Source organism: Massilia aquatica (genome assembly GCF_011682045.1).
Classification (GTDB): domain Bacteria; phylum Pseudomonadota; class Gammaproteobacteria; order Burkholderiales; family Burkholderiaceae_D; genus Telluria_A; species Telluria_A aquatica.
On sequence record NZ_VVIW01000016.1, the window covers coordinates 98,169 to 121,019 of the forward strand.

At 61.7% G+C, this 22,851-nt stretch carries 26 protein-coding genes; 6 read left to right on the forward strand and 20 right to left on the reverse strand.

Annotation, left to right across the window (positions count from 1 at the left end):
- Positions 1–30: 30 nt before the first annotated feature.
- From F1609_RS23195 to cysT, 4 genes are read right to left on the reverse strand one after another with little or no spacing between them, the layout of a single operon-like run.
- On the reverse strand, positions 31–969 hold the full coding sequence (locus F1609_RS23195; RefSeq protein ID WP_167079027.1) for a CysB family HTH-type transcriptional regulator: 939 nt from the start codon (positions 967–969) through the stop codon (positions 31–33).
- On the reverse strand, positions 966–2,039 hold the full coding sequence (locus F1609_RS23200; RefSeq protein WP_167079028.1) for a sulfate/molybdate ABC transporter ATP-binding protein: 1,074 nt from the start codon (positions 2,037–2,039) through the stop codon (positions 966–968). Before F1609_RS23200 ends, F1609_RS23195 begins: the two co-directional genes overlap by 4 nt.
- Positions 2,036–2,971, reverse strand: coding sequence for a sulfate ABC transporter permease subunit CysW (gene cysW, locus F1609_RS23205; protein WP_167079029.1), 936 nt, complete (start codon positions 2,969–2,971; stop codon positions 2,036–2,038). Before cysW ends, F1609_RS23200 begins: the two co-directional genes overlap by 4 nt.
- The gene (gene cysT / locus F1609_RS23210; protein WP_167079030.1) at positions 2,968–3,870 is read right to left on the reverse strand and encodes a sulfate ABC transporter permease subunit CysT; all 903 of its coding nucleotides are present in this window, start codon (positions 3,868–3,870) and stop codon (positions 2,968–2,970) included. Before cysT ends, cysW begins: the two co-directional genes overlap by 4 nt.
- Before the next feature lie 216 nt (positions 3,871–4,086).
- Between cysT and F1609_RS23215 the strand changes: the two genes are divergently transcribed.
- On the forward strand, positions 4,087–4,497 hold the full coding sequence (locus tag F1609_RS23215; RefSeq protein ID WP_167079031.1) for a hypothetical protein: 411 nt from the start codon (positions 4,087–4,089) through the stop codon (positions 4,495–4,497).
- Between the two features lie 31 nt (positions 4,498–4,528).
- On the opposite strand, the gene F1609_RS23220 is transcribed toward F1609_RS23215, so the two are convergent.
- From F1609_RS23220 to F1609_RS23235, 4 genes are all read right to left on the reverse strand, one after another.
- Entirely contained in the window at positions 4,529–5,302 is a 774-nt protein-coding gene (locus tag F1609_RS23220) for a sulfite exporter TauE/SafE family protein (RefSeq protein WP_167079032.1), read from the reverse strand.
- A gap of 157 nt (positions 5,303–5,459) precedes the next feature.
- Positions 5,460–6,098: a peroxiredoxin gene (locus F1609_RS23225; protein WP_167079033.1), complete on the reverse strand. Its 639-nt coding sequence runs from the start codon at positions 6,096–6,098 to the stop codon at positions 5,460–5,462.
- Between the two features lie 65 nt (positions 6,099–6,163).
- Positions 6,164–6,724, reverse strand: coding sequence for an RBBP9/YdeN family alpha/beta hydrolase (locus tag F1609_RS23230; protein WP_167079034.1), 561 nt, complete (start codon positions 6,722–6,724; stop codon positions 6,164–6,166).
- A 116-nt stretch (positions 6,725–6,840) separates the two neighbouring features.
- Positions 6,841–7,227, reverse strand: coding sequence for a diacylglycerol kinase (locus F1609_RS23235; protein WP_167079035.1), 387 nt, complete (start codon positions 7,225–7,227; stop codon positions 6,841–6,843).
- Positions 7,228–7,375: 148 nt separating this feature from the next.
- On the opposite strand from F1609_RS23235, the gene F1609_RS23240 reads away from it, so the two are divergent.
- The gene (locus F1609_RS23240) at positions 7,376–8,158 is read left to right on the forward strand and encodes an IclR family transcriptional regulator (RefSeq protein ID WP_167079036.1); all 783 of its coding nucleotides are present in this window, start codon (positions 7,376–7,378) and stop codon (positions 8,156–8,158) included.
- 84 nt (positions 8,159–8,242) lie between these two features.
- Here the strand turns inward: F1609_RS23240 and pbpG are convergent, their stop codons facing one another.
- From pbpG to F1609_RS23255, 3 genes are all read right to left on the reverse strand, one after another.
- A complete protein-coding gene (gene pbpG, locus F1609_RS23245) occupies positions 8,243–9,322 on the reverse strand; it encodes a D-alanyl-D-alanine endopeptidase (RefSeq protein ID WP_167079037.1) in 1,080 nt (359 codons plus the stop codon).
- A 152-nt stretch (positions 9,323–9,474) separates the two neighbouring features.
- Positions 9,475–10,170 (reverse strand): nitroreductase, encoded by a 696-nt coding sequence (locus F1609_RS23250; protein ID WP_167079038.1) that lies wholly within the window; start codon positions 10,168–10,170, stop codon positions 9,475–9,477.
- Between the two features lie 8 nt (positions 10,171–10,178).
- A complete protein-coding gene (locus F1609_RS23255; RefSeq protein WP_229422013.1) occupies positions 10,179–11,024 on the reverse strand; it encodes a DMT family transporter in 846 nt (281 codons plus the stop codon).
- Between the two features lie 427 nt (positions 11,025–11,451).
- Between F1609_RS23255 and phaP the strand changes: the two genes are divergently transcribed.
- Positions 11,452–12,021, forward strand: a complete 570-nt coding sequence (gene phaP, locus F1609_RS23260) for a TIGR01841 family phasin (RefSeq protein WP_167079093.1) — start codon at positions 11,452–11,454, stop codon at positions 12,019–12,021.
- Positions 12,022–12,391: 370 nt separating this feature from the next.
- On the opposite strand, the gene F1609_RS23265 is transcribed toward phaP, so the two are convergent.
- The 7 genes from F1609_RS23265 to F1609_RS23295 form a co-directional block, all read right to left on the reverse strand.
- Positions 12,392–13,117 (reverse strand): ABC transporter ATP-binding protein, encoded by a 726-nt coding sequence (locus tag F1609_RS23265; RefSeq protein ID WP_167079040.1) that lies wholly within the window; start codon positions 13,115–13,117, stop codon positions 12,392–12,394.
- Positions 13,114–13,887 carry an ABC transporter ATP-binding protein gene (locus tag F1609_RS23270; RefSeq protein ID WP_167079041.1) on the reverse strand — a complete coding sequence of 258 codons (774 nt, stop codon included), beginning with the start codon at positions 13,885–13,887 and terminating at the stop codon, positions 13,114–13,116. Before F1609_RS23270 ends, F1609_RS23265 begins: the two co-directional genes overlap by 4 nt.
- 21 nt (positions 13,888–13,908) lie before the next feature.
- Positions 13,909–15,117 (reverse strand): ABC transporter permease subunit, encoded by a 1,209-nt coding sequence (locus F1609_RS23275; protein ID WP_166879820.1) that lies wholly within the window; start codon positions 15,115–15,117, stop codon positions 13,909–13,911.
- 18 nt (positions 15,118–15,135) lie between these two features.
- On the reverse strand, positions 15,136–16,065 hold the full coding sequence (locus tag F1609_RS23280) for a branched-chain amino acid ABC transporter permease (protein ID WP_167079042.1): 930 nt from the start codon (positions 16,063–16,065) through the stop codon (positions 15,136–15,138).
- Positions 16,066–16,343: 278 nt separating this feature from the next.
- On the reverse strand, positions 16,344–17,291 hold the full coding sequence (gene ispH, locus F1609_RS23285; protein ID WP_187363111.1) for a 4-hydroxy-3-methylbut-2-enyl diphosphate reductase: 948 nt from the start codon (positions 17,289–17,291) through the stop codon (positions 16,344–16,346).
- A 61-nt stretch (positions 17,292–17,352) separates the two neighbouring features.
- Positions 17,353–17,808 (reverse strand): FKBP-type peptidyl-prolyl cis-trans isomerase, encoded by a 456-nt coding sequence (locus F1609_RS23290; protein ID WP_167079043.1) that lies wholly within the window; start codon positions 17,806–17,808, stop codon positions 17,353–17,355.
- A gap of 103 nt (positions 17,809–17,911) precedes the next feature.
- A complete protein-coding gene (locus F1609_RS23295; protein ID WP_167079044.1) occupies positions 17,912–19,303 on the reverse strand; it encodes an SH3 domain-containing protein in 1,392 nt (463 codons plus the stop codon).
- A 187-nt stretch (positions 19,304–19,490) separates the two neighbouring features.
- Between F1609_RS23295 and radC the strand changes: the two genes are divergently transcribed.
- From radC to rpmG, 3 genes are all read left to right on the forward strand, one after another.
- On the forward strand, positions 19,491–20,165 hold the full coding sequence (gene radC / locus F1609_RS23300) for a RadC family protein (protein ID WP_167079045.1): 675 nt from the start codon (positions 19,491–19,493) through the stop codon (positions 20,163–20,165).
- Between the two features lie 158 nt (positions 20,166–20,323).
- Positions 20,324–20,560 (forward strand): 50S ribosomal protein L28, encoded by a 237-nt coding sequence (gene rpmB, locus F1609_RS23305; RefSeq protein ID WP_054264245.1) that lies wholly within the window; start codon positions 20,324–20,326, stop codon positions 20,558–20,560.
- 10 nt (positions 20,561–20,570) lie between these two features.
- Positions 20,571–20,741, forward strand: a complete 171-nt coding sequence (gene rpmG / locus F1609_RS23310; RefSeq protein ID WP_197422130.1) for a 50S ribosomal protein L33 — start codon at positions 20,571–20,573, stop codon at positions 20,739–20,741.
- Positions 20,742–20,801: 60 nt separating this feature from the next.
- Here the strand turns inward: rpmG and F1609_RS23315 are convergent, their stop codons facing one another.
- Positions 20,802–21,314, reverse strand: coding sequence for a low molecular weight protein-tyrosine-phosphatase (locus F1609_RS23315; protein ID WP_167079046.1), 513 nt, complete (start codon positions 21,312–21,314; stop codon positions 20,802–20,804).
- A 195-nt stretch (positions 21,315–21,509) separates the two neighbouring features.
- Positions 21,510–22,721: a DesA family fatty acid desaturase gene (locus F1609_RS23320; RefSeq protein WP_167079047.1), complete on the reverse strand. Its 1,212-nt coding sequence runs from the start codon at positions 22,719–22,721 to the stop codon at positions 21,510–21,512.
- Positions 22,722–22,851: the final 130 nt, after the last annotated feature.

Genomic DNA, 22,851 nt, shown 5'->3' on the forward strand with positions numbered 1-22,851 from the left:
TTCGCATTTGCAAGCAATCACTGACCCAGGCTAACTTTCGCGCGGCGCGTCGGCGTCGAGCGCGCGTTCGATGTCGGCGCGCGAGACATCGGGCGCGAACTGCTCGATGAAGTGATATGCATACGCGCGCAGGTACGCGCCGCGCCGCACCGCCAGGCGCGTCACGTTGGGCGCGAACAGGTGCGACGCTTCGACCGCGCGCAGCCCCTTGTCGCGGCCATGATCGAAGGCCATCGAGGCCACGATCCCCACGCCCATCCCCAGGCTCACATACTGCTTGATGACGTCCGAATCCATCGCGGTGAGCACGATGTCGGGGCGTACCCCGGCCTTGGCGAAGGCCGCGTCGATATGCCCGCGCCCGGTGAAGCCGACGTCGTAGGTAATGAGCGGATAGTCGGCCAGGTCTTCCAGCCGGATCGGCGAGCAATTGAGCAGCGCATGCCCGTCGGGCACCACGATCAGGTGGCTCCAGCGGTAGCAGGGGAACGACACCAGGTCGGGGAACTGCGACAGGCCCTCGGTGGCGATGCCGATATCGGCCTTGCCCGACAAGACCCATTCGGCGATGTGATCGGGAGCGCTCTGCTGGAGCGCGATGCGCACTTCCGGAAAATCGTTGCGGAACGACTGCACCACTTTCGGCAGCGCGTAGCGCGCCTGGGTGTGGGTCGCCGCAATGGTCAGGGTGCCGCTGTTCTTGCCCGCGTATTCCATGCTGGCCTGCTGCAGGTTTTCGGCTTCCACCAGCAGGCGGTCGATGATCTTCAAAATGCCCTTGCCCGGATCGGTCAGGCCGGTCAGCCGCTTGCCGTTACGCTCGAAGATCACCACCCCAAGTTCGTCTTCGAGCTCGCGGATCTGGCGGCTCACGCCCGGCTGCGACGTGAACAGGGCATTGGCCACTTCGGTCAGGTTGTAGCCGCGCCGGGCCGCTTCGCGGATGGACCGCAGTTGTTGGAAATTCATATCGCCGCTCCCTGGTCGACAAACACCTGCATCCGGCGCGGACGCACCACCAGCGTTTCGCCTTCCTTCAAGCCGAGCTGGCGATAGCGCTCGTTGGGAATGACCGCTTCGATCAATTCGGCATTGTCGGCGCGCTCCAGATCGAGCTGCGCCAGCGGGCCGATCGCATGCGCGCGGCGCAGCTTGACGACGATGCCGTCCGCGCCCGGCGTATAGCGGTCGATATCGAGGTCGTGCGGCCGCACATAGGCGGTGCCCTGCCCATTGCTGGCCGAGGCATGCTCCGGTACCAGGAAGCTGGCGTCGCCGCTGGCCATGACGCCGTCGTTCACGCGCCCGTGGAACAGGTTCACATTGCCCAAAAAGCCGTACACGAAAGGCGAGGCCGGATTGTTATACACCTGCTCCGGAGAGCCGAGCTGCTCGACCCGGCCCTTGTTCATCAGGACCACCTGGTCCGACACTTCCAGCGCTTCTTCCTGGTCGTGGGTGACGAAAATGCTGGTCACATGCAGGTCGTCGTGCAGGCGGCGCAGCCAGCGCCGCAGTTCCTTGCGCACCTTGGCGTCGAGCGCACCGAAGGGCTCGTCGAGCAGCAGCACGCGCGGTTCGACCGCCAGTGCGCGCGCCAGGGCAATGCGCTGGCGCTGCCCGCCCGAGAGCTGCGGCGGATGGCGGTCGGCCAGCCAGTCGAGCTGCACCAGTTCGAGCAGCTGCTGCACCTTATGGCGGATCTGCTGTTCGCTCGGACGCTCGCGGCGCGGCTTGACGCGCAGCCCGAAGGCCACGTTCTCGAACACCGTCATGTGCTTGAACAGCGCGTAGTGCTGGAACACGAAGCCGACCTGGCGCTCGCGCACGTGGCGCTCGGACGCATCTTCGCCATCGAGCAGCACGCTGCCCCGGTCCGGATGCTCCAGCCCCGCGATGATGCGCAGCAGCGTGGTCTTGCCGCAGCCCGAAGGCCCGAGCAGCGCGGTCAGTTCGCCCGACGGGAATTGCAGCGAGACGTTGTCGAGGGCGACGAAATCGCCGAACCGCTTGTTGATATTCTTGACTTCGATCGTCATGATCCCTGCTCCATGTTGCGGTCTGCGGCGTGCAGCGCGTGCGTTTCGCGCAGCCGCCATTCGACAAAGGTTTTGATCGCCAGGGTCACCAGCGCCAGCAATGCCAGCAGCGAGGCGACGGCAAAGGCGGCCGCGAAGTTGTATTCGTTGTAGAGGATTTCGACGTGCAGCGGCATGGTGGTGGTTTCGCCGCGGATGTGGCCCGACACCACCGACACCGCGCCGAATTCGCCCATGGCGCGCGCGTTACACAGGATCACGCCGTACAGCAGGCCCCATTTGATGTTCGGCAGGGTCACGCGCCAGAACGTGGCCCAGCCCGAGGCGCCCAGCACCAGCGCGGCTTCTTCTTCCTCGTTGCCCTGCGACTGCATCAGCGGAATCAGTTCGCGCGCCACGAACGGGAAGGTGATGAACACCGTGGCCAGCACGATGCCCGGCACCGCGAACAGGATCTTGATATCGTTTTTGGCCAGCCATTCGCCGAACCAGCCCTGGGCGCCGAACATGAGCACATAGATCAAACCGGCGATCACCGGCGAGACCGAGAACGGCAGGTCGATCAGGGTGAGCAGGATCGACTTGCCACGGAATTCGAACTTGGCGATGCACCATGCGGCGCACACGCCGAACACCAGGTTGAACGGCACCGAGATCGCGGCGGCGATGACGGTCAGCTTGATGGCCGAGACGGCGTCCGGATCAATGATCGCCGCGATATAGGTGTCGATGCCCTTCTTGAACGCTTCCGCAAACACGGCGGCCAGTGGAATGAACAGGAACAGGGTCAGGAAAATCAGGGCGATGAGTTTCAACAGCGCGCTGACCCAGACCGGTTCGAGCGGGTGCGAGCGGCGCAAAAAACGCTCGAGGAACGAACGGCGCGGGCGGCGCTCTTCTGGCGCGGTGGCCTGGCTGGTCAAGGTGCTCATTTTTTACCGGTCCTGGCGCGGGTCCACGCCTGTAGCAGATTAATCGCCAACAGCAGCGCGAACGAGGCCACCAGCATGACCACGGCAATCGCGGTGGCGCCGGCGTAGTTGTACGCTTCGAGCTTGATGTAGATGAGCAGCGGTGTGATTTCGGAGATCATCGGCTGGTTGCCGGCGATGAAAATAACCGAGCCGAATTCGCCGGTGGCGCGCGCGAACGAGAGCGCAAAGCCGGTCACCAGGGCCGGCATCACGGCCGGGAACACCACGCGGGTAAACGTCTGCCAGGCGTTGGCGCCCAGGCTGGCGGCGGCTTCTTCGAGTTCCTTTTCCAGGTCTTCCAGCACCGGCTGCACGGTGCGCACCACGAAGGGCAGGCCGATGAAGGTCAGTGCCACCACCACGCCGAGCGGCGTGTACGAAACCTTGATGCCAAGCTCAGTGAAGTATTTTCCGATCCAGCCGTTGGACGAGTACAGCGCGGTGAGCGTGATGCCGGCCACCGCGGTGGGCAGCGCGAACGGCAGGTCGACCAGCGCATCCATGAAGCGCTTGGCCGGGAATTCATAGCGCACCAGTACCCACGCGACGATCCCGCCGAAGAAGGTGTTAATCAGCGCCGCAATGAAGGAGGCGCCGAAACTGAGGCGGTAGGAGGCGATTGCCTGTTCCGATGCCACCACTTCCCAGAACGCCGGCCAGGTCATGCTGAAGGTCTTGAGGAACACCGACGAGAGCGGAATCAGGACGATCAGGCACAGGTAGAAGACGGTGAAGCCGAGCGTCAGGCCGAAGCCGGGCAAGACCCGGCGCGGGCTCTTGACATAGAACCAGCGGTAAAGCCAGGCGGAGCCGGGAAAGATCCGGGGCGGCTGGTCGCTCGGAGATGAAGGGGACATGGGGCCTCTTATTACAAATTCGTCTAATAGGCGGCAATAATCGCACTAGAACCTCATAACGCAAACGAAGCATTTCTTATTTGCATAGATCAATCAGCTATTAGGATTGCGCCGACGGCGCCCATGCGGTGGGCTTGAGCGGGCGCAAAGGTCGGCTTGAACGGCTGAACCTGGCTCGTCCCGGCGCTGTCTGACATGCAGCGATCAGGAGGAACCATGGACAAGCATCAAGCTTTGCAAGGTAGTGGCGGCGCGCCGGACAGTTGCCGGGCAGCGCAAGAAGAAGACGAAGACGCCGTGCTCAGCGTCAGCGTGCCGCCGGGGCTGCGCGCCATCTTCCAGGTCTGGTCGCAGGACTGCGATCCGGCGCCGATGCTGCCGCGCGACGGCGACATGCGGGCGCTGGTGGCGGCCTACGTGCGCCTGGGCGCGGCGGCCGGGGCGACGCCGGTCGAGCGCGCGCTGCTGGTGCGGGTGTACGTGAATGCCGCGCTCAACTGCGAATTCGCGCTGTGGACCGAACTGCGCCATGAAGCGGCGACCGTGCTGCGCTGGCTGGCGCCGATCGTCGCCGCCGACCCGGCCCTGCGCGCGCAGGTGGCGCTGGCCTGGCCGTGCCCGCCGTAAGCGGAGCTAAAACAAGCTGGCCCGGCAGCTATCAAAACACCAGCTTGACCGCCACCAGGGTAAGGGTCGTCGCCAGCAAGCCGCGCAGGAAGCCTTCCGGCACCGATTTGGCCACCCAGGAGCCGAGGGTAATGCCAGGGAGCGAACCGATCAGCAACATGGCGAGCAGGGTCCAGTCGATCGACCCGAGCCACCAGTGGCCGAAGGCAGCGATCGCGGTCAGCGGGACGGCGTAGGCAATGTCGGTGCCGGCCACTTCGGCCGGGGTCATGCGCGGATACAGCATGACCAGCAAGGTTGCGCCGATGGCGCCGGCGCCGATCGAGGACACCGTGACCAGCACCCCCAGCACCGCACCGGAAACAATGGTGGCGATCATCAGCGGCCGGCCCTGCAGCTGGCGCTCGGGCTTGGCGTTGATCCACGCCATCATCTTGCCTCTGAACAGCAGCGCAATCACGGTCAGCATGACCGAGCCGGCGATCGAGTAACGGATGAGCTGGCCGATTTCCTTGTCGAGCGCGCCGAATTGCTTGAGCGCCAGGGTGGCGGCCACGGCGGCCGGCAAGGCGCCAAAGCACAGATGGCGCACGATATCCCAGCGCACGGTGCCGCGCAGGCGGTGGGTAAAGGTACCGGCAGATTTGGTGATGGAGGCGAACGCGAGGTCGGTGCCGACGGCCACCGAGGGCGGCACGCCGAACAGCAGCGTGAGCAGCGGCGTCATGAGGGACCCGCCGCCGACGCCGGTCATGCCGACCAGCAGGCCGACGGCGAAACCTGAAACAATATACGTAAGTTGCATGAATGAGTCCCTAGAATACCTTCAGGGTATAGGGACTGAGCCGTGATTCAAACAACGGAAAGCTTATTTGCTTATGCGTTCCAGGATGGCGTGGCGAAAATGGTCATGCCGGGATGCCGATCGCCACTGGCGCAACCGGCTTCCCGCACAGGCCGGCTTACTTGTTCGGCTGCGGCGTCAGGCGCAGATAGGCGCGCTCGGCGGTAAAGCCCTTGGGATACTTTTGCTTGATCAGTTCCGGATCCTGCACGCTCAGCGGGATGATGACGTCGTCGCCATCGCGCCAGTTGCCGGGCGTGGCCACGGTGTAGGCATCGCTCAGTTGCAGGGCGTCGATGACGCGCAGCACCTCGTCGAAGTTGCGCCCGGTGCTCATCGGATAAGTGATCGTCAGGCGGATCTTTTTCTTCGGATCGATCACGAACAGCGAGCGCACCGTCGCCGTGGCCGACTGCTCCGGATGGATCATGTCGTACAGGGCAGCGACTTTCTTGTCGGCATCGGCGATGATCGGAAAGCCGACCACGGTCTTTTGCGTCTCTTCAATATCCTTGATCCAGGTTTTATGCAGCTCGGCCGGATCGACCGAGAGGGCAATGGCTTTCACGTTGCGCTTGTCGAATTCAGGCTTGAGCCTGGCGGTCAGGCCCAGCTCGGTGGTGCAGACGGGCGTGAAGTCGGCCGGATGCGAAAACAGCACCACCCACGAGTCGCCCGCCCATTGGTGAAACTTGATCGTTCCCAGCGAAGAATCCTGCTCGAAATCGGGAGCGGTATCGCCCAGACGTAAACTCATTGTGATCTCCAATCGTTCATCGAAAGTTGTTCGAACCTGGTTCGAAATTTATACGCGGATGTCAATCATGCCGAAAAGGCCAGCGCCCTATTGTGCGCCAATTCGGCCAAACGCTGCAAATAGTTGTAACCGGACGGCCAGTCGCCCAGGCCCGATTCGGCGTTGATGTGGCCCAGCCTGCCCTCTTCGACCAGCTCGCTTCCCCAGCGGCGCGCCCACAGCGCCGCATGCGGCGCGCTCATCCAGGGATCGTTGGCGCTACTAACCAATATGCTAGGGCAGTCGAGCGACAGCGCCGGCAGGCGGTCGGCCACGCCGAACTTGTCGGGATCGGCCGGCGCCACCAGCAGCGCGCCCGCCACGCCCTCGCTGGAGCGGGCGATGCTGTGCACGGCGGTCAGGCAGCCGAAACTGTGCGCCACCAGCAGCGCGGGACGCGGATCGGCGCGCCGCACCTGGTCCAGGCGCGCAGCCCAGGCGGCCAGGTCGGGCTGCCCGAAGTCATCCTGGCGCACGCGCACGAATTCCGGATGCAGGCGCTGCCAGCGCGACTGCCAATGGCCCGGCCCGCTGTCATGCAGCCCGCTGACCACGATTACTTGAAAATGGGGAAAGAGTTCCATCATGGCGCCACCTCCTGGACCACCAGAGTACGGCGCGATGGGACAAAAACGAAGGAATCGTTTCGCGGTTCGATATGCGGCCAACGCATAAGGCGGGCCGGCATCGCTCAGTTTACTGGCTAATAAAAGCGGTTGAACAGCACCACCGCCCACGAGGCCACGGCAATCATAACCGCCAGCATCACGGCGGCACTGCCGAAATCCTTGGCGTTCTTCGACAGCGGATGGCGCTCCAGCGAAACCCGGTCGACCACGGCTTCGATGGCCGAGTTGATCAGCTCAACGATCAGCACCAGTACCAGCACGGCGATCAGGAACAGTTTCTGGAAAGAAGAGATGGGCAGCACCAGCGCGATGATGGTGCCGATAACGACCATGAGCAGTTCCTGGCGGAAGGCATGCTCGCTGGCCCAGGCCGATTTGAAGCCATCGATCGAATAGCCGGTCGCCGCCACGATGCGTTTGAAGCCGCTTTTGCTCTTGAATTCACTGACAGGCTCGGTCATGGAGTCATTTCAAAATAACAGGGAAAACGCATTATGCCCCGCCCCGCCGCCAGCGCGCCACCTTTGCCTCTCGGCGCAGGGAAATTGCCAATCCTTTTCACATTGTGGTATAAAGAAAGGACATATACTGCACTGCACCAACCACATCATGAAAATCGACACCGTTGAAGCACCCAAAACCTCGATCCAGGTAATCGAGCGCATGGTGGCCCTGCTCGACGCGCTGGCCAACTATACCGATCCGGTGAGCCTGAAGGAATTGTCCAAGGTATCCGGACTGCATCCCTCGACGGCGCACCGGATCCTGAACGACATGGTCATCACGCGCTTCGTGGACCGGGTCGAGCCGGGCACCTACCGTCTCGGCATGCGTTTGCTGGAGCTGGGCAATGTGGTGAAAAGCCGGCTGTCGGTGCGCGAAGCGGCGCTCGACTTCATGCGCTCGCTGCACAAGAAGACCCAGCAGACCATCAACCTGTCGGTACGCCAGGGCGATGAGATTGTCTACATCGACCGCGCGTTTTCGGAGCGCTCCGGCATGCAGGTGGTGCGCGCGATCGGCGGACGCGGTCCGCTGCACCTGACCTCGACCGGGAAGCTGTTCTTGTCGGTCGATGAACCGAAGGCGATCCGGGCCTATGCCACGCGCACCGGGCTGGCCGGGCATAACAAGAATTCGATTACCGATCTGGGCAAGCTGGAACGCGAGCTGAGCGTGGTCCGGACGCGCGGCTATGCGCGCGATAACGAAGAGCTGGAGCTGGGGGTGCGCTGCATGGCGGCGGGCATCCATGACGATTCGGGCAAGCTGATTGCGGGCTTGTCGATTTCGGCGCCGGCCGATCGCTTGCAAGAGGAATGGCTGGAAGATCTGGTGACGACCGCGAGCCAGATTTCGGCGACCCTGGGGTATACCGGGCCGACCGTTTAGTATTTTTAGCGCTTGCTTTAAGACCGTCATTCCCGCGGGAATGACGGTGTTGAGGATAGTGATATTAACGAACGTCAGCGAAAATCAAGACAAACCCGGCTGCCGTAACGCTTCCAGCCAGCGCCGCATGCGTCCCGCGTCGGCGGTGCGCGATTGCTTGCCCTTGGAATCGAGAAACACCATGATCACGGCGCGGCCCTGGATCACGGTCTGCATCACCAGGCAACGCCCGGCTTCATTGATGAAACCGGTCTTTTGCAAACCGATATCCCAATCCGGCATCGCGACCAGGTAGTTGGTATTGTTGTAATGCATCAGCCGGCCGCCGGCATCGACCGTCGATTTCGGATCGGTCGAATACTGGCGCAGCAGCGGCTGGTTGTAAGCGAACATGGCCAGCTTGGCCAGGTCGCGCGCGCTGGCCACATTGCGGCTCGACAGCCCGCTCGAATCGACATAGCGCGTATCGTTCATGCCCAGCTGGCGCGCCTTGGCATTCATGGCCTCGACAAAGCCGGCCACGCCGCCCGGATAATTGCGCGCCAGTGCAGAGGCCGCCCGGTTCTCCGAACTCATCAGCGCGATATGCAGCAAGTTGGCGCGCGTCATCCTGGAACCGATGCGCAGGCGCGAACTGGTGAATTTTTCGTGATCGACATCATCGTCGGTGATCGTGATCACCTCGCCCATGTCCTGCTGCGCTTCGACCACGATCAGGCCGGTCATCAGCTTGGTGATCGAGGCGATCGGCAAGGCGATATTCGCATTCTTCTCGAACAATACCTCGGCATTGTTCTGGTCGAGCACGAAAGCGACGTTGGATTTGAGATCGAGCGGGTCGGACGTCTGGTTCAAGCCGGCACGGTCGCCGGCGCTCTGGCGGATCCGTTCGGGCAGCGCGGCGGCAACGATCACGCGCTGATACACGGCCTTGCGCTTGCCGCGCACCATGACGGTGCGGCGCACCATGGTATTGCGGCTTTCGGCCACCACGCGCGGCGCGATCTCGCGCCGTTTGAAACGCGCCTTGCCGGCGGCCGGCTTCTTGACCTTGACCTTGCCCGCACTGACCCCGGCCTTGGTTTTGGCCTTGACCTTGGCTTCGACCGGCGGCGTGAAGACTAACAGCAGGGAAGCGATAGCGCCCAAGACAAACTTATACATCTGAATTCCTTTGAAGCGAGCTGACCTGATATCGCTGAAGTCTAGCAAAGTACTCAGCAATCGCAAACGAATTTGACATTCGGAGGAAGTCTTGTGCCGGGCTACAACGTCGCTAGCCAGCACGCCCCTTGCATCCGTCACAGTGTACGCGTTTATTCCATGAAGCGAACAAAGCTTGCCACAGGTTCGCGCGCGGTCACCAGGGTGTTCTCGATCTTGCCGGGATTGGCGAAACCGAGCGCCATGCCGCATACCAGCATCTCAGTGGGGGGCAGCTGAAGATGCGCGGCAATGACCTTGTGATACGGGGTAAACGCCGCCTGCGGACAGGTGTCGAGCCCGCGCCCGCGCGCCGCGACCATGATGTTCTCTAAAAACATGCCGTAATCGAGCCACGAACCCTGCTCCAGCACCCGGTCGATGGTGAAAATGAGCCCCACGGGCGCGTCGAAAAAGCGGTAGTTGCGGCCGAACTGGGCGTGCATGCCGGCCTTGTTGTCGCGCTCCAGGCCCAGCAGCGAATACAAGTCCAGGCCCACCTTGCGGCGCCGCTCGATGTAGGGCGAGGTCCATTCGCGCGGGTAATAGGGATACTCTTCCGTGTGCAGCCTGGCCTGCTCGGGGTCGTTGTGGACCGCGAGGATGGCTTGCGACAGGCTCTCCTTGGCCTGGCCGGTCAGCACGGTGACCTTCCATGGCTGGATATTGGTGCCGGACGGGGCGCGCGCGCTCACTGCCAGGATCTGCTCGATATCTTCGCGCGCGACCGGGGTCGGCAGGAAGGCACGGATCGAACGGCGCGAGCCGATGGCGGCGTCCACGATTGCTTGTTCTTTACTAGCCAACATTGTTTCTCCTATTTTTTGACGACACACACCACACCGATGACCGCCACCAGCATCCCGGCCACGCCCAGCCAGCTGAAGGCTTCGCCGAACATCAGCCAGGCCATGACCGCCGTGGTCGGCGGCGTGAGATACAGCAAGCTGGTGACCTGGGTCGCATCGCTGCGGCGGATCAGCTGGAACAGCAGGAAGATGGCGCCGATCGACAGCGCAAACACCGACCACATCCACGCGCCGATGAAACGCGGCGTCCAGGTAATGCTGCTGAGCGACCAGTCGAGCCCTTCGAACAGCAGCGCGACCGGCAACAGCACCGCCACGGTGGAGGCGAACTGGATCACGGTGCCGGTGCGCAAGTCGAAACGCGGGCAAAAGTGCTTTTGGTACATCGTACCAGCGGTAATCGATAGCAGCGCCAGCACGCTGAAGCCAATCGCCAGCGGCGACAGGCCGACCAGGGTGATCTTGGCATACACCACCAGCGCCACGCCGGTCAGGCCGAACAGCAGGCCCAGCCACTGGCGCGGACGCACGGTTTCGCCGATCAGGGGCGCGCAGGCGGCGGTGAGGATCGGTTGCATGCCGACGATCAGGGCGGTGACCCCGGCCGGCATGCCCAGCTTGATGGCGCACCAGACGCCGCCCAGGTAGCCCGCCTGCAACAGCAAACCGGCCACGGCGATATGGCCGATGCTGCCGGTCGGCCAGGGCGCCTTCCAGATCAGCACGATGGGCAGCAGCACCGCCAGCACCGCCGCGCAGCGCAGCAGCAGGAAGGTCAGCGGCGGCGCATACGGCAGGCCGAACTTGGCCACGATGAAACCGGTACTCCACAACAGCACGAAAAACACCGGCATCGGCGACAGCCAGGACGCACTGTGGCGCGGCGCAACATTTTTAGACGTTTCGTTTGACATATATCAAGGGTCGCGCTCGACGCCGAAACGTCAATACGCCGCATCAACAGGTGGGACAGCGCGAACAGCGAGTCTAGCATGGGCCGCGTTGCCATGTTACCAAGCCCGGTTCTGTCTATGACAGGCGAGGCAGTTTTCGCTATGGAATCGCCTTGCGCAATATTGTCAAGCACATCAATTTGAATTGGCCGCGAGTCGTTTGTGCACTGCACAAGATTCGCTTGACTCTGGTCAGGAAATCATTAAAATAGACTTTGTTGCGCTGCACAATCCTATTGTTCAGCCTTGGCTTGACAGATTTTTCTGCCTCACCGGTTCAACGCAGCATTTATCAACAATACTATTAATCAATATTTGGAGAATATATATGTTTGCAATCCCTGAGCAGTTTTCAAACGCCACCAAAGCCAACTTTGAATCGCAGTTTGCGCTGTACTCGTCGCTGACGACCAAGGCCTTCGAAAGCATTGAAAAGCTGGTCGAGTTGAACATCACCGCTGCCAAGGCAACGCTGGAAGAGTCCTCGATCGCTACCAAGCAGCTGCTGTCGTGCAAGGATCCACAAGAATTTTTCTCGCTGACCGCTGCCCAGGCTCAGCCGACCGCTGAAAAAGCGATGTCGTACAGCCGTCAACTGGCTGCCATCGCTACCGGCACCCAGGCTGAATTTTCGAAAGCCGCCGAGTTCCAGATCGCCGAAACCAACCGCAAGGTCATCTCGCTGGTTGACGAAGTGAGCAAGAATGCACCGGCCGGTTCGGAAAACGTGGTTGCCGCGATCAAGGCATCGATCGGTAACGCCAACGCCGGTTACGAGCAGATGAGCAAGACCGCCAAGCAAGCCAAAGAAGCCATGGAAACCAATGTGAACGCAGCGGTATCGCAGTTCACCCAGGCTGCACAGAACGTTGCTGCACGTACCACTGCCAAGCGTTAATTTGCCGCTGTTGTACGAAGTAAAAAACCCCGCGCTGCGGGGTTTTTTTATGGGCGGTGCAATCGTCAGGGCAGACTCCATGCCAGGCATGACCTCCCGCACCAGCGCCGTCTTCCGCACCACTACCGTTTCCCGTACCCTACCGTCTCCCGCACCACTACCGTCTTCCCCGCGAAGGCGGGGATCCATAGCACCGTCGCTCAGAGGTCAATCTCGACGGTATCCACTCGCACGCGTGCTATGGGTCCCCGCCTTCGCGGGGACGACGGGGGGCGGTGGCTGGAATGACGCGACAGGTCCACGACGAGGGCGGTGGCTGAAATAACGCGACAGGCCAGCGAACGACATAACGCGCCCGCAACCTCCTGCCTTATTCCTCGCCCAGGTAGGCCGCCTTCACGCGCGGATCATGCAGCATGTCCTGCGCATTGCCGCCCATGATGATCGCGCCCGAATCCATCACATAGCCGCGGTTGGCCGCTTCCAGCGCCAGTTTCGCGTTCTGCTCCACCAGCAGGATCGTAATGCCCTGCTTATGCACGTCGCGGATCACCTCGAAAATCTTTTCCACCATGATCGGCGCCAGGCCCATCGACGGCTCGTCCAGCAACAGCAGTTCCGGATGGCTCATCAGCGCGCGCGCCATGGCCAGCATCTGCTGTTCCCCGCCCGACAAGGTGCCGGCCATCTGCGCCGCGCGTTCTTTCAGGCGCGGAAACACCGTGAACCACTTGTCCACATCGGCCTCGATGCCGGCCTTGTCGTTGCGCGTGTAGGCGCCCATCAGCAGGTTTTCCTGGATCGACATGCGCGTAAACACCCCGCGCCCTTCCGGCACCATGGCCAGTTTCTGCTGCACCAGCTCGAACGACTTACTGCCCTTGAGCGAAGCGCCCTTGTAGCTGATCGTACCTTCAACCTTGCAATCGGGCAGTGTGCCGGTGATGGCTTTCAGGGTGGTGGTCTTGCCGGCGCCATTGGCGCCGATCAGGGTCACCAGTTCGCCCTTGTTCACTTCCAGGTCGATGCCCTTGACGGCCTTGATGCCGCCGTAGGCCACCTTCAAGCCCTGGATTTTCAGAATGTTGTCGCTCATGCGTGAGCACCTCCCAGGTAGGCTTCGATCACTGCCGGATTTTTCTGTATGTCGGCCGGTAAGCCTTCCGCGATGGGTTTGCCGTATTCGAGCACGGTGATGCGGTCGCACAGCCCCATCATCAATTTGACGTCGTGCTCGATCAGCAGCACGGTCTTGCCTTCGTTCTTGATCTTGATCAGCAGCTCGCGCAGCGCCAGTTTTTCGGTCGCGTTCATGCCGGCCGCCGGCTCATCGAGCGCCAGCAGTTGCGGGTCGGTCGCCAGGGCGCGCGCAATTTCCAAGCGGCGCTGGTCGCCGTAGGACAGGAATTTGGCGGTGCGCTTGGCAAACGCGCCGATGCCGACAAAATCGAGCAATTCCTGCGCGCGCGCGCGGATCGCCGCTTCTTCCAGGCGCGCCGCCTTGTGCCGGAACACTGCGCCGAACACGCCTTGATGGGTGCGCACATGGCAGCCGACCATCACGTTCTCTAACGCCGTCATCTCGCCGAACAGGCGGATGTTCTGGAAAGTGCGGGCAATCCCGGCCTTGGCCACCAGGTGCGGGGCCGACGGCGAATACGGTTTGCCGGCCAGCTCGAAGGTGCCGGTATCGGGCTGGTACAGCCCGGTGATCACGTTGAAAAAAGTGGTCTTGCCGGCGCCGTTCGGGCCGATCAGGCCGTAAATCTGGCCGCGCATGATCTTGATGCCGACGTTGGTCAGCGCTTGCAAACCACCGAAGCGTTTATTAACGCCGTCGATCTGGAGAATGACTTGTTCGCTCATCTGGATTTCCTCACGCGGCCATCAGGCCGGCAACTCGCCATTTTTGTTGGTTTCGGCAGCATCGGGCCGGTCTTCGTGCTTGGGCGACGGCCACAGGCCGGCCGGACGGTTGAGCATGATCAATACCATGGCCAGGCCATACAGCAGTTGGCGCAGCACTTCGGCTTCGATCAGGACCTTGCCGAACAGGGTCATTTGCAAGGGTTCGACCACGTGGCGCAGCACTTCGGGCAAAGCCGCGAGCAGGATGCCGCCCATGATCACGCCCGGAATATGGCCGATACCGCCCAGCACCACCATCGCCAGCACGGCAATCGATTCGGTCAGCGAAAACGATTCCGGCGACACGAAGCCCTGGAACGAGGCGAACATGGCGCCGGCCACGCCGCCGAACGAAGCGCCCATGGTGAACGCGAGCAGCTTGACGTTGCGGGTGTTGATGCCCATGGCCTTGGCGGCGATTTCATCTTCACGGATCGCCACCCAGGCGCGTCCCAGGCGCGAGTGCTGCAGGCGCGAGGTGATGAACACGATGGCGATGCACAGGAACAGGAACAGGAAGTAGTAAGCATTCACTGACGGCATGCCGTAGCTGCCGATGAAGACGGTCGCTTTCGAACCCGGTTCGCCGGCCAGCGAGACCCCGAAAATGCGGATCGGATCGATCAGGTTAATGCCCTGCGGACCATTGGTGAAGTTGATCGGCTCGTTCAGGTTGTTCATGAAAATGCGGATGATCTCGCCGAAACCCAGGGTCACGATGGCCAGGTAGTCGCCGCGCAGCTTGAGCGTCGGCGCGCCCAGCAAGGCGCCGAAGAAGCCGGCCGTGGCCGCCGCCAGCGGCACGATCAGCCAGACCGACAGGTGGATCCCGCTCTCCCTGATTTCCGGTCCCATGATCGCCACCAGCCATTCGCCGAATACCGGATACTGGTTGACGACCGATTCGAGCAACGCGGCAAACTGCGGCGAAGCGAGCAAGCCGGTCATGTAGGCGCCCACGGCAAAGAAGGCGATGTAACCGAGGTCGAGCAGGCCGGCGAAGCCGACCACGATGTTCAGCCCCAGCGCCAGCATGATGTACAGCAGGGCCATGTCGATGATGCGCACCCACGAGTTGCCGAACTGCTGGGCAACGAAGGGGAAGATCAGCAGGGTCAGCAGCAGCGCCACCGTGCTGATGCGGGCCTGGCGCGGGTGGGTTTCAAAGTTGAATGAGAGCAGAGCCATGATGTTCCTTTTCTGTGCTCAGGCACGGTCGGCGACGCGCTCGCCCATGATGCCCGATGGCCGGATCGTGAGCACGATGATCAGCACGACAAAGGCGAAAATATCCTGGTAGTGGCTGCCCAAAAAGCCGCCGGTGGCCGCGCCGATGTAGCCGGCGCCGAGCGCTTCGATCAGGCCGAGCAGAATGCCGCCGATCATGGCGCCGTAAATATTGCCAATGCCGCCCAGCACTGCGGCCGAGAAGGCTTTCAAGCCGGGCAGGAAACCCATCGCGAACTGAATCGAGGAATAGTTGGCGCCCCACATCACCCCGGCCACGGCGGCCAATGCCGCGCCGATGGCAAACGTGGCCACGATGACCTTGTTGGAGTCGACCCCCATCAGGCCGGCCACGCGTGGATTTTCGGCGGTGGCGCGCATGGCGCGACCCATCTTGGTTTTTTCGACCAGCAGCACCAGCGCGCCCATCGACATGCCCGCCAGCGCCAGCAGCAGCACCTGGGTCTGGGAAATCACGGCGCCGCCGATATGGATCGGCTCGCTTGAGAGCAGTTGCGGGAAGGACAACGGGCTGCGGCCCCAGATCATCATCGAGAACGTGGTGAGCAGGGTCGAAATGCCGATCGCGGTGATCAGGGGAGCAAGACGGGGAGCATTGCGCAGGCGCCGGTAGGCGACCCGTTCGATGAGGACATTGACGATCATGCACACCGGAATGGCGCCAATGATGGCAATCGCCAGGTTGACATACCCGGGCAGGCCGGGCGCGACGATCTCGAGCCCCTTGAGGATGGACAGGCCCACCATGGCGCCGATCATCAGCACGTCGCCGTGGGCGAAGTTAATCAGGTTGAGCACCCCGTACACCATGGTGTAACCCAGCGCGACCAGGGCATACATGCTGCCAAGCACAAGGCCGTTGATAATTTGTTGGATGAAGGTATCCATGATGACCCCGTTTCAATTCGATCTAACAAAAACGGCACCCGGAGAAATCCCCGTAGTGCCGCTCCTGGCCTGACGCTGCTAGTACACTCGCCGCCGTCCCTGGCCACGGGACCGGCGGTTTTTCATGTCTTTGCTGCAACCGTGCGTCATCAGAACGAACATGACGTCCTGATGACAAAACATCCGAGCGTCAACATCATAACGAGGTTTGGAAAAAACTAATATCGGAAAATCACACGTGTTCCGAATTTAATTTTGACAAACATCCATCTTTTGGGTTATGCAACCCCGGCCTTGATCCCGTCGAGTCCCTTGGGCAGGGGGAAGGTTACGTGCTCTTCCACGCCGTCGAGCGCGCGCACGCTGCGTGCACCGAGTTCCTTGAGGCGGTCGATCACGGCCTGGACCAGCACTTCCGGCGCCGAGGCTCCGGCCGTGACGCCGATGCGCAGCTTGCCGACCAGCCATTGCGGATCGATCTGCGAGGCGTTGTCGACCATGTAGGCCGGCGTGCCTTTCTTTTCCGCCACTTCGCGCAGGCGGTTCGAGTTCGAACTGTTGGGGCTGCCGACGACGATCACCACTTCCACCTGGGGCGCCATGAACTTGACCGCTTCCTGGCGGTTGGTGGTGGCGTAGCAGATATCGCCCTTCTTCGGCTCGATGATGTTCGGGAACTTTTCCTTGAGCGCGGCGATGATGTCGGCCGTGTCATCCACCGACAAGGTGGTTTGCGACACGTAAGCCAGCTGGTCGGGGGTTTTGACCTGCAAGGTGGCTACGTCGGCCACGGTTTCGACCAGATGCATGCCCTCCTCGGTCTGGCCCATGGTGCCTTCGACTTCCGGATGGCCGTCGTGGCCGATCATGACGATCTCGCAGCCCTGGCGCCGCATCTTGGCAACCTCGACGTGCACCTTGGTCACCAGCGGACAGGTGGCGTCGAAAATGGTCAGCCCGCGCGCTTCGGCTTCGGCGCGCACCGCTTTCGAGACGCCGTGGGCGGAAAACACCAGGGTGTTGCCGGCCGGGACATCGTCGAGTTCCTCGATGAAGATCGCGCCCTTGTTGCGCAAGTCTTCCACCACGTAGGCGTTGTGCACGATTTCGTGGCGCACATAGATCGGCGCGCCGAATTGTTGCAGGGCGCGCTCGACGATTTCGATTGCGCGGTCGACGCCGGCGCAAAAACCGCGCGGCTGGGCCAGGAGAATTTCGCTGTCCATGATGAGCCTCTGTATTATCTATACAACAGTTGTTTATGCAACGCTAATTAAAGTACCTAAATTAAAGTACCGAGATCAGGCGTACTTCGAATTGCAGCGACTGGCCGGCCAGCGGGTGGTTGAAGTCGAAGGTGACCGCATCCTCGCCGAACTGGCGCAGCACGCCGGCGAAGCGGCCGCCGCCCGGCGCGGCGAAGTCGACCAGGTCGCCCACTTTATAGTCGGCGCCGGGGGCTGAGTTGTCATCCAGGGTGGCGCGCGAGACATCGCGCACCAGCTCCGGGTTGCGCTCGCCAAAGGCTTGCGCCGGGGCCAGCTGGAAGGTCTGGTGCGTGCCTTCTGGCAAGCCCAGCAGGCAGGTTTCGAGGAAAGGCGCGAGCTGGCCGCTGCCCATCATCAGGGTGGCCGGGTTGCCGGCGAAAGTCGTGATCAGATCGGTGCCGTCTTGCGTGGCCAGCCGGTAATGCAGGGTCAGGTAGGCCGATTCGGTGACGACGGCGGGGGTAGTAGTGGACATGGTCGGTATCGAGGCGTGCAAAGCACCATTGTAAGCCACCGGGGGCCGGATAGCCTCGCCTGTCCGCATTTTGATGACGGCCGGAACGGCGGCGCGCACCCGATCAGCAACCGCAGCCGTAGCTGAAATAGTCGCTGCCGAGCACTTTCCAGGCACCGTTGATGTTGACCAGCACCAGCCGGTACCAGCGGTCGTCGGTGATGGTGGTTCGGCGCACGATATCGCCCGGCCCCTTGCCCTCCCCTTCCCACACGGCCAGGTCGGCAATGCCGTCGGCGTTCAGGTCGTAGTAGAGATGGGTGCCTTTGACAAAACCTGTGCTGGCGCGCGCGAGCGTCACGCGCGTCTGGCTGACCTTCGCCGGGCCGGACGGCAGGTCGAGCGTGGTGTAGAAAGCGAACAGGCTGCCGGGCGGCTGGGTGTTCTCTTTCTTGTTGGCGGCGGCCAGTTTGCCGAAGAAACGCCACGGGCCGGCGTCGGCCGCGCCGTAGGCAAAGCCGGGCACCCAGCCCTGGCATGCGGGGGCGTCAAGATGGCGCCACAGGGTCTCGGTCTTGCTGATCAGGCTGGGCTGGACGCGCAGGGCGCCGTCGCGGTCGAGCCGGACCCGGTTGACGGGACGCACCAGGGTGTCGGTGCGGCTGAGCATGTCGTACAAACCAGGAGACTCGTCGTCTTCGCTCACCTGGACTGGCTTGGGACGCGGCATAACCTGCTGCCGGAACTTGATGCCGAAGCGCCCGCCCGCCTGTTCGGCAGAGCTGTCCGGCGGCGCCACCTCGGCTTCGCTGCGGAACAGCGAGGGTGTCACCGCGCTGAACTCGAGCGCGCCGATCAGGCCGGAGAGACGGCGCCGGCCGGCGGCTTCGTCACTGTTGAACAGCTCGCTGGGCGACAGTCCGACCTGCTCGCGCAGGCCGGCGGCAGTCTCCGATGCTTGCTCGGCACCGGCCTTGTCCTGCGCGCGCAGGCGCAGCCCATTGCGCTTGAGTTCGGCCCAGTCGGCGAACGGCGCGGGTTTGGCGGCGTGCATACCCAGCGCCAGGTGCGCCTTCATTTTTTCCAGCGCCTCGCTGCGCGGGAATGGTCCCTGCTGCTTGATGCGCAGGTTGCGATCCCTGAGCGATTGCGCATAGCGCTCCAGGTTGCTCCAGTCCGGCTGCTGCCAGAACGCGCGCTCCGGGTCAGGCTCTGCCGGACGTGGTTTTCCCTGCGCATCAACGGCAATCACCGGTGCGCGCATCAGATAACGGCAGGCGGTGTAGCCGGCCGTACCGTCTGCGGTGCGGATTGCGCAGTAGCCGACCGCGCTTTCCTCGCGCACCAGGGTGACCACGCTGTTATGCGGCAGGCGCGCCACGGCGGGCGCGTCGGACTGCGGCCCGGCGCGCAGGATGACGTCGTGGCCGTCGACCCAGCGCTGCGCCTGTGCGGCGGGCGCCGCCTGGGCCAGAGGGATCAGCAGGGCCATTCCTGCCAGGGCAATTATTCGCATGCAAGCATCCGTCGATGTCAAAAAGCGCTCCAGGTTCCCGCCGATTCTCATGGCGGGATCAGTAAGGCGCGCCCCGGCACGCCGATAATGGGATGTCGTGCTGCGATCCGACCAGCCAATGCTCGCCTTGATAGCCGTTCGCATGACGTTCACCATGTTGCAAGTTTAACCTTGAATTGGAGGCGCGATGGGAATCAAGGACTGGCCAGAACAGCAGCGTCCGCGCGAGCGGCTCATCAGCGAAGGGGCGTCTGCCCTGTCCGATCCGGAATTGCTGGCCGTATTCCTGCGCGTGGGCGTGCGCGGCAAAAGCGCGGTCGAGCTCGGACACGACCTGCTGCTGCGCTTCGGGTCGATCAACGGTCTGTTCGGCGCCAGCCTGATCCAGCTTTCCACGGTGCACGGCCTGGGACCGGCCAAGTTTGCGCAATTGCAGGCCGTAATGGAACTGGCCCAGCGCGCCATCGGCGAGCGGCTCGAAAGCGGCGAGCTGTTGAACTCGCCGGAAGCGGTGCGCCAATACCTGCGCATGCTACTGGGCCGCCAGCCGCACGAATCCTTCCTGGTGCTGTTCCTGGACGTGAAAAACCGCCTGATCGCCTGCGAAGAAATGTTTCGCGGCACCCTGACCCACACCAGCGTGCATCCGCGTGAGGTGGTCAAGGCGGCGCTGGCGCGCAACGCGGCAAGTATCTTGCTGGCACACAACCACCCGTCCGGCACGCCCGATCCGAGCGAAGCCGACCTGTTGCTGACCCGTTCGCTGGTGCAAGCCCTGGCGCTGATCGATGTGCGCGTGCTGGACCATTTTGTTGTCGCCGGACCCCACGTACACTCGTTCGCCGAGCACGGCCAGATGTAGCCACGGCAGCGTCGGGCTTACGCAGTCTGGCGAGCACCCCAAATGTTAAATTTTTGCGATCATAAGACACAATTGTTTTTCACAAGTCGTTGATTTAACTTCGCTTTTCACGCTATACTCTTGTTTTTCCAATTTTGGATATATTCAAGGAGTGCGCTATGGCACGTGTTTGCCAAGTAACTGGCAAGGGCCCGATGGTTGGTAACAACGTCTCCCACGCTAACAACAAAACGAAGCGTCGTTTTTTGCCTAACCTGCAAAATCGTCGTATTTTTGTGGAATCGGAAAACCGCTGGGTCTCCCTGCGCCTGTCCAACGCCGGTCTGCGCGTAATCGACAAAGTCGGCATCGATGCCGTGCTGGTCGACATGCGTGCCCGTGGCGAAAAAGTTTAATTAGGGAGCTATCATGGCAAAAACTGGCCGCGACAAAATCAAGCTGGAATCGACCGCAGGTACGGGTCACTTCTACACCACCGATAAAAACAAACGCACGATGCCTGCTAAAATGGAGATCATGAAGTTCGATCCTAAAGCACGCAAGCACGTGATGTACAAAGAAACCAAGATCAAGTAATCCGCGATCCCGATTTCAGTACCAGAAGAGCCGCCCACGCAAGTGCGCGGCTCTTTTGCTTTATATAGCCTCGCCTGCCGCGTCGCTTTGCGCTGCAATCTGCGCGCGCAGGCTGGCCACCAGGCCGTCGGCGGCGTCTTCAATATAGTCGAGGACAAGTTCGAAACCATCGACATCGCCACCGTATGGATCGGGCACCACGTCCGAATCCGAGCGGGTGGCGAACTGCATCAGCAGGCCGATTTTATGGTGGTACTGCGGTGGGCAGGCACTTTTGAGCATGGAGATGTTCTGCCGGTCCATGCCATAAATATGATCGAAGTTCTCGAAATCGGCCAGGGTGATCTGGCGCGCGCGCTGGGCGGTCAGGTCGATGCCGCGGCGGGCGGCATGATCGCTCGAACGCGGGTCGGGCGCGTGGCCGATGCGATAATTCGAGGTCGCGGCCGAATCGATCAGCAGGAACGGATCGAGGCCGGCGGCGCTGGCGCGGCTGCGGAACACGCCCTCGGCGGTGGGCGAGCGGCAGTAGTTGGCCATGCAGACGAACAGGATGGCGATTTTTTTAGTCATGGCATTTTCAGACAATGATGGATTGTAAATAGGCAGCGCTTTTTACCGCCAGCCGTAAACGTCGAAACCGTCATTCCCGCGTCGGCGGGAATCCAAGCTCCTTCGCGTATCGGAGAGGCCTTGGATTCCCGCCTGCGCGGGAATGACGGTTTGAAGTGCGGCGATGCCAGTGACGGCGTCGCGGCTACCAGCTTCTTATGCGTAACTGCGCAGGCGCAGCGAGAATTCCTGCAGCGACTTGATGCCGGACGCTTCGGCGCGGGTGCACCAGTCCTGCAACTGCTGCAGCAACTGGTCGCGCGTGAAGTGCGAGCGTTCCCAGATCGCGCCCAGCTCCACGCGCATCTGGTGCATCGTTTCCAGTGCCTTGCTGTGCTGGAACAACTCGATCAATTGCTGCTTCTGCGGATCTTCCAGCTTGCCCGGCTCGCGCTGCAACAGCTTGCGCGACGATTTCAGGAAGCGTTTTTCCAGCTCGGCCTTGTGCTTGAGGTGCTCGAATTCGTCGTGCCAGGCTTGCTTGACCGATTTGGCGTATTTCGCCATCACGTCATAGCGGTTGGCGATCACCGACTGCAAGGTTTCAAGGTCGGCCACCGTTTTGCCCGGTTCGAACACCGGCTTTGGCGCCACTTTCTTGACCTTGGCCAGGCCCAGCGTTTCCAGCACGCGGATATAAAACCAGCCAATATCGAATTCGTACCATTTCGACGACAGCTTGGCCGAGGTGGCAAAGGTGTGGTGATTATTATGCAGCTCTTCGCCGCCGATCAGAATGCCGAACGGGATGATATTGGTGGCCGCATCGGAGCAATCGTAATTGCGGTAGCCCCAATAATGGCCGATGCCGTTGATGATACCGGCCGCGGTAATCGGAATCCATGCCATCTGGATCGCCCAGATGGTCACGCCGATCACGCCGAACAGGGCAAAATTGATGACCAGCAGCGCTGCGACGCCCTGCCAGCTGTAACGGGTATACAGATGACGCTCGATCCAGTCGGTGGGCGTGCCGTGACCGTACTTTTCCATCGTTTCCAGGTTTTTCGACTCGGCGCGATACAGCTCGGCGCCTTCGAACAAGACTTTGCGGATGCCGCGTGTGACCGGGCTGTGCGGGTCTTCGGCGGTATCGCATTTGGCGTGGTGCTTGCGGTGGATCGCGGCCCATTCCTTGGTCACCTGGCCGGTGGTCAGCCACAGCCAGAAACGGAAAAAGTGACTTGGAATCGCATGCAGGTCCAGCGCGCGGTGCGCCTGGTGGCGGTGTAAATAGATGGTGACGCTGGCAATCGTAATATGCGTTACGATCAGCGTGTAAATCACGACTTCCCAGCCGGACAGGCCAATCAAACCCGTCGACATAAAATCGAGCACAGCATTCAAGGTGGTGCTAAACAAATCCATTACCGCTCCAAATTGGTGGTCGTTGTTATCTCGACAATGCCACATGGCAACGATCGAGTGAGTCATTTTACGACGATACCGTACCGCACGGTACGATTCTCACCAATCATTTCAGTAGGAATCCTCGAAT

What these genes read in the sequence shown, in the direction of transcription:
- F1609_RS23195 (WP_167079027.1), bottom strand. Translation starts at nt 969, where the DNA reads ATGAATTTCCAACAACTGCGGTCCATCCGCGAAGCGGCCCGGCGCGGC.
- F1609_RS23200 (WP_167079028.1), bottom strand. Translation starts at nt 2,039, where the DNA reads ATGACGATCGAAGTCAAGAATATCAACAAGCGGTTCGGCGATTTCGTC.
- cysW (WP_167079029.1), bottom strand. Translation starts at nt 2,971, where the DNA reads ATGAGCACCTTGACCAGCCAGGCCACCGCGCCAGAAGAGCGCCGCCCG.
- cysT (WP_167079030.1), bottom strand. Translation starts at nt 3,870, where the DNA reads ATGTCCCCTTCATCTCCGAGCGACCAGCCGCCCCGGATCTTTCCCGGC.
- F1609_RS23215 (WP_167079031.1), top strand. Translation starts at nt 4,087, where the DNA reads ATGGACAAGCATCAAGCTTTGCAAGGTAGTGGCGGCGCGCCGGACAGT.
- F1609_RS23220 (WP_167079032.1), bottom strand. Translation starts at nt 5,302, where the DNA reads ATGCAACTTACGTATATTGTTTCAGGTTTCGCCGTCGGCCTGCTGGTC.
- F1609_RS23225 (WP_167079033.1), bottom strand. Translation starts at nt 6,098, where the DNA reads ATGAGTTTACGTCTGGGCGATACCGCTCCCGATTTCGAGCAGGATTCT.
- F1609_RS23230 (WP_167079034.1), bottom strand. Translation starts at nt 6,724, where the DNA reads ATGATGGAACTCTTTCCCCATTTTCAAGTAATCGTGGTCAGCGGGCTG.
- F1609_RS23235 (WP_167079035.1), bottom strand. Translation starts at nt 7,227, where the DNA reads ATGACCGAGCCTGTCAGTGAATTCAAGAGCAAAAGCGGCTTCAAACGC.
- F1609_RS23240 (WP_167079036.1), top strand. Translation starts at nt 7,376, where the DNA reads ATGAAAATCGACACCGTTGAAGCACCCAAAACCTCGATCCAGGTAATC.
- pbpG (WP_167079037.1), bottom strand. Translation starts at nt 9,322, where the DNA reads ATGTATAAGTTTGTCTTGGGCGCTATCGCTTCCCTGCTGTTAGTCTTC.
- F1609_RS23250 (WP_167079038.1), bottom strand. Translation starts at nt 10,170, where the DNA reads ATGTTGGCTAGTAAAGAACAAGCAATCGTGGACGCCGCCATCGGCTCG.
- F1609_RS23255 (WP_229422013.1), bottom strand. Translation starts at nt 11,024, where the DNA reads ATGCCGGTGTTTTTCGTGCTGTTGTGGAGTACCGGTTTCATCGTGGCC.
- phaP (WP_167079093.1), top strand. Translation starts at nt 11,452, where the DNA reads ATGTTTGCAATCCCTGAGCAGTTTTCAAACGCCACCAAAGCCAACTTT.
- F1609_RS23265 (WP_167079040.1), bottom strand. Translation starts at nt 13,117, where the DNA reads ATGAGCGACAACATTCTGAAAATCCAGGGCTTGAAGGTGGCCTACGGC.
- F1609_RS23270 (WP_167079041.1), bottom strand. Translation starts at nt 13,887, where the DNA reads ATGAGCGAACAAGTCATTCTCCAGATCGACGGCGTTAATAAACGCTTC.
- F1609_RS23275 (WP_166879820.1), bottom strand. Translation starts at nt 15,117, where the DNA reads ATGGCTCTGCTCTCATTCAACTTTGAAACCCACCCGCGCCAGGCCCGC.
- F1609_RS23280 (WP_167079042.1), bottom strand. Translation starts at nt 16,065, where the DNA reads ATGGATACCTTCATCCAACAAATTATCAACGGCCTTGTGCTTGGCAGC.
- ispH (WP_187363111.1), bottom strand. Translation starts at nt 17,291, where the DNA reads ATGGACAGCGAAATTCTCCTGGCCCAGCCGCGCGGTTTTTGCGCCGGC.
- F1609_RS23290 (WP_167079043.1), bottom strand. Translation starts at nt 17,808, where the DNA reads ATGTCCACTACTACCCCCGCCGTCGTCACCGAATCGGCCTACCTGACC.
- F1609_RS23295 (WP_167079044.1), bottom strand. Translation starts at nt 19,303, where the DNA reads ATGCGAATAATTGCCCTGGCAGGAATGGCCCTGCTGATCCCTCTGGCC.
- radC (WP_167079045.1), top strand. Translation starts at nt 19,491, where the DNA reads ATGGGAATCAAGGACTGGCCAGAACAGCAGCGTCCGCGCGAGCGGCTC.
- rpmB (WP_054264245.1), top strand. Translation starts at nt 20,324, where the DNA reads ATGGCACGTGTTTGCCAAGTAACTGGCAAGGGCCCGATGGTTGGTAAC.
- F1609_RS23315 (WP_167079046.1), bottom strand. Translation starts at nt 21,314, where the DNA reads ATGACTAAAAAAATCGCCATCCTGTTCGTCTGCATGGCCAACTACTGC.
- F1609_RS23320 (WP_167079047.1), bottom strand. Translation starts at nt 22,721, where the DNA reads ATGGATTTGTTTAGCACCACCTTGAATGCTGTGCTCGATTTTATGTCG.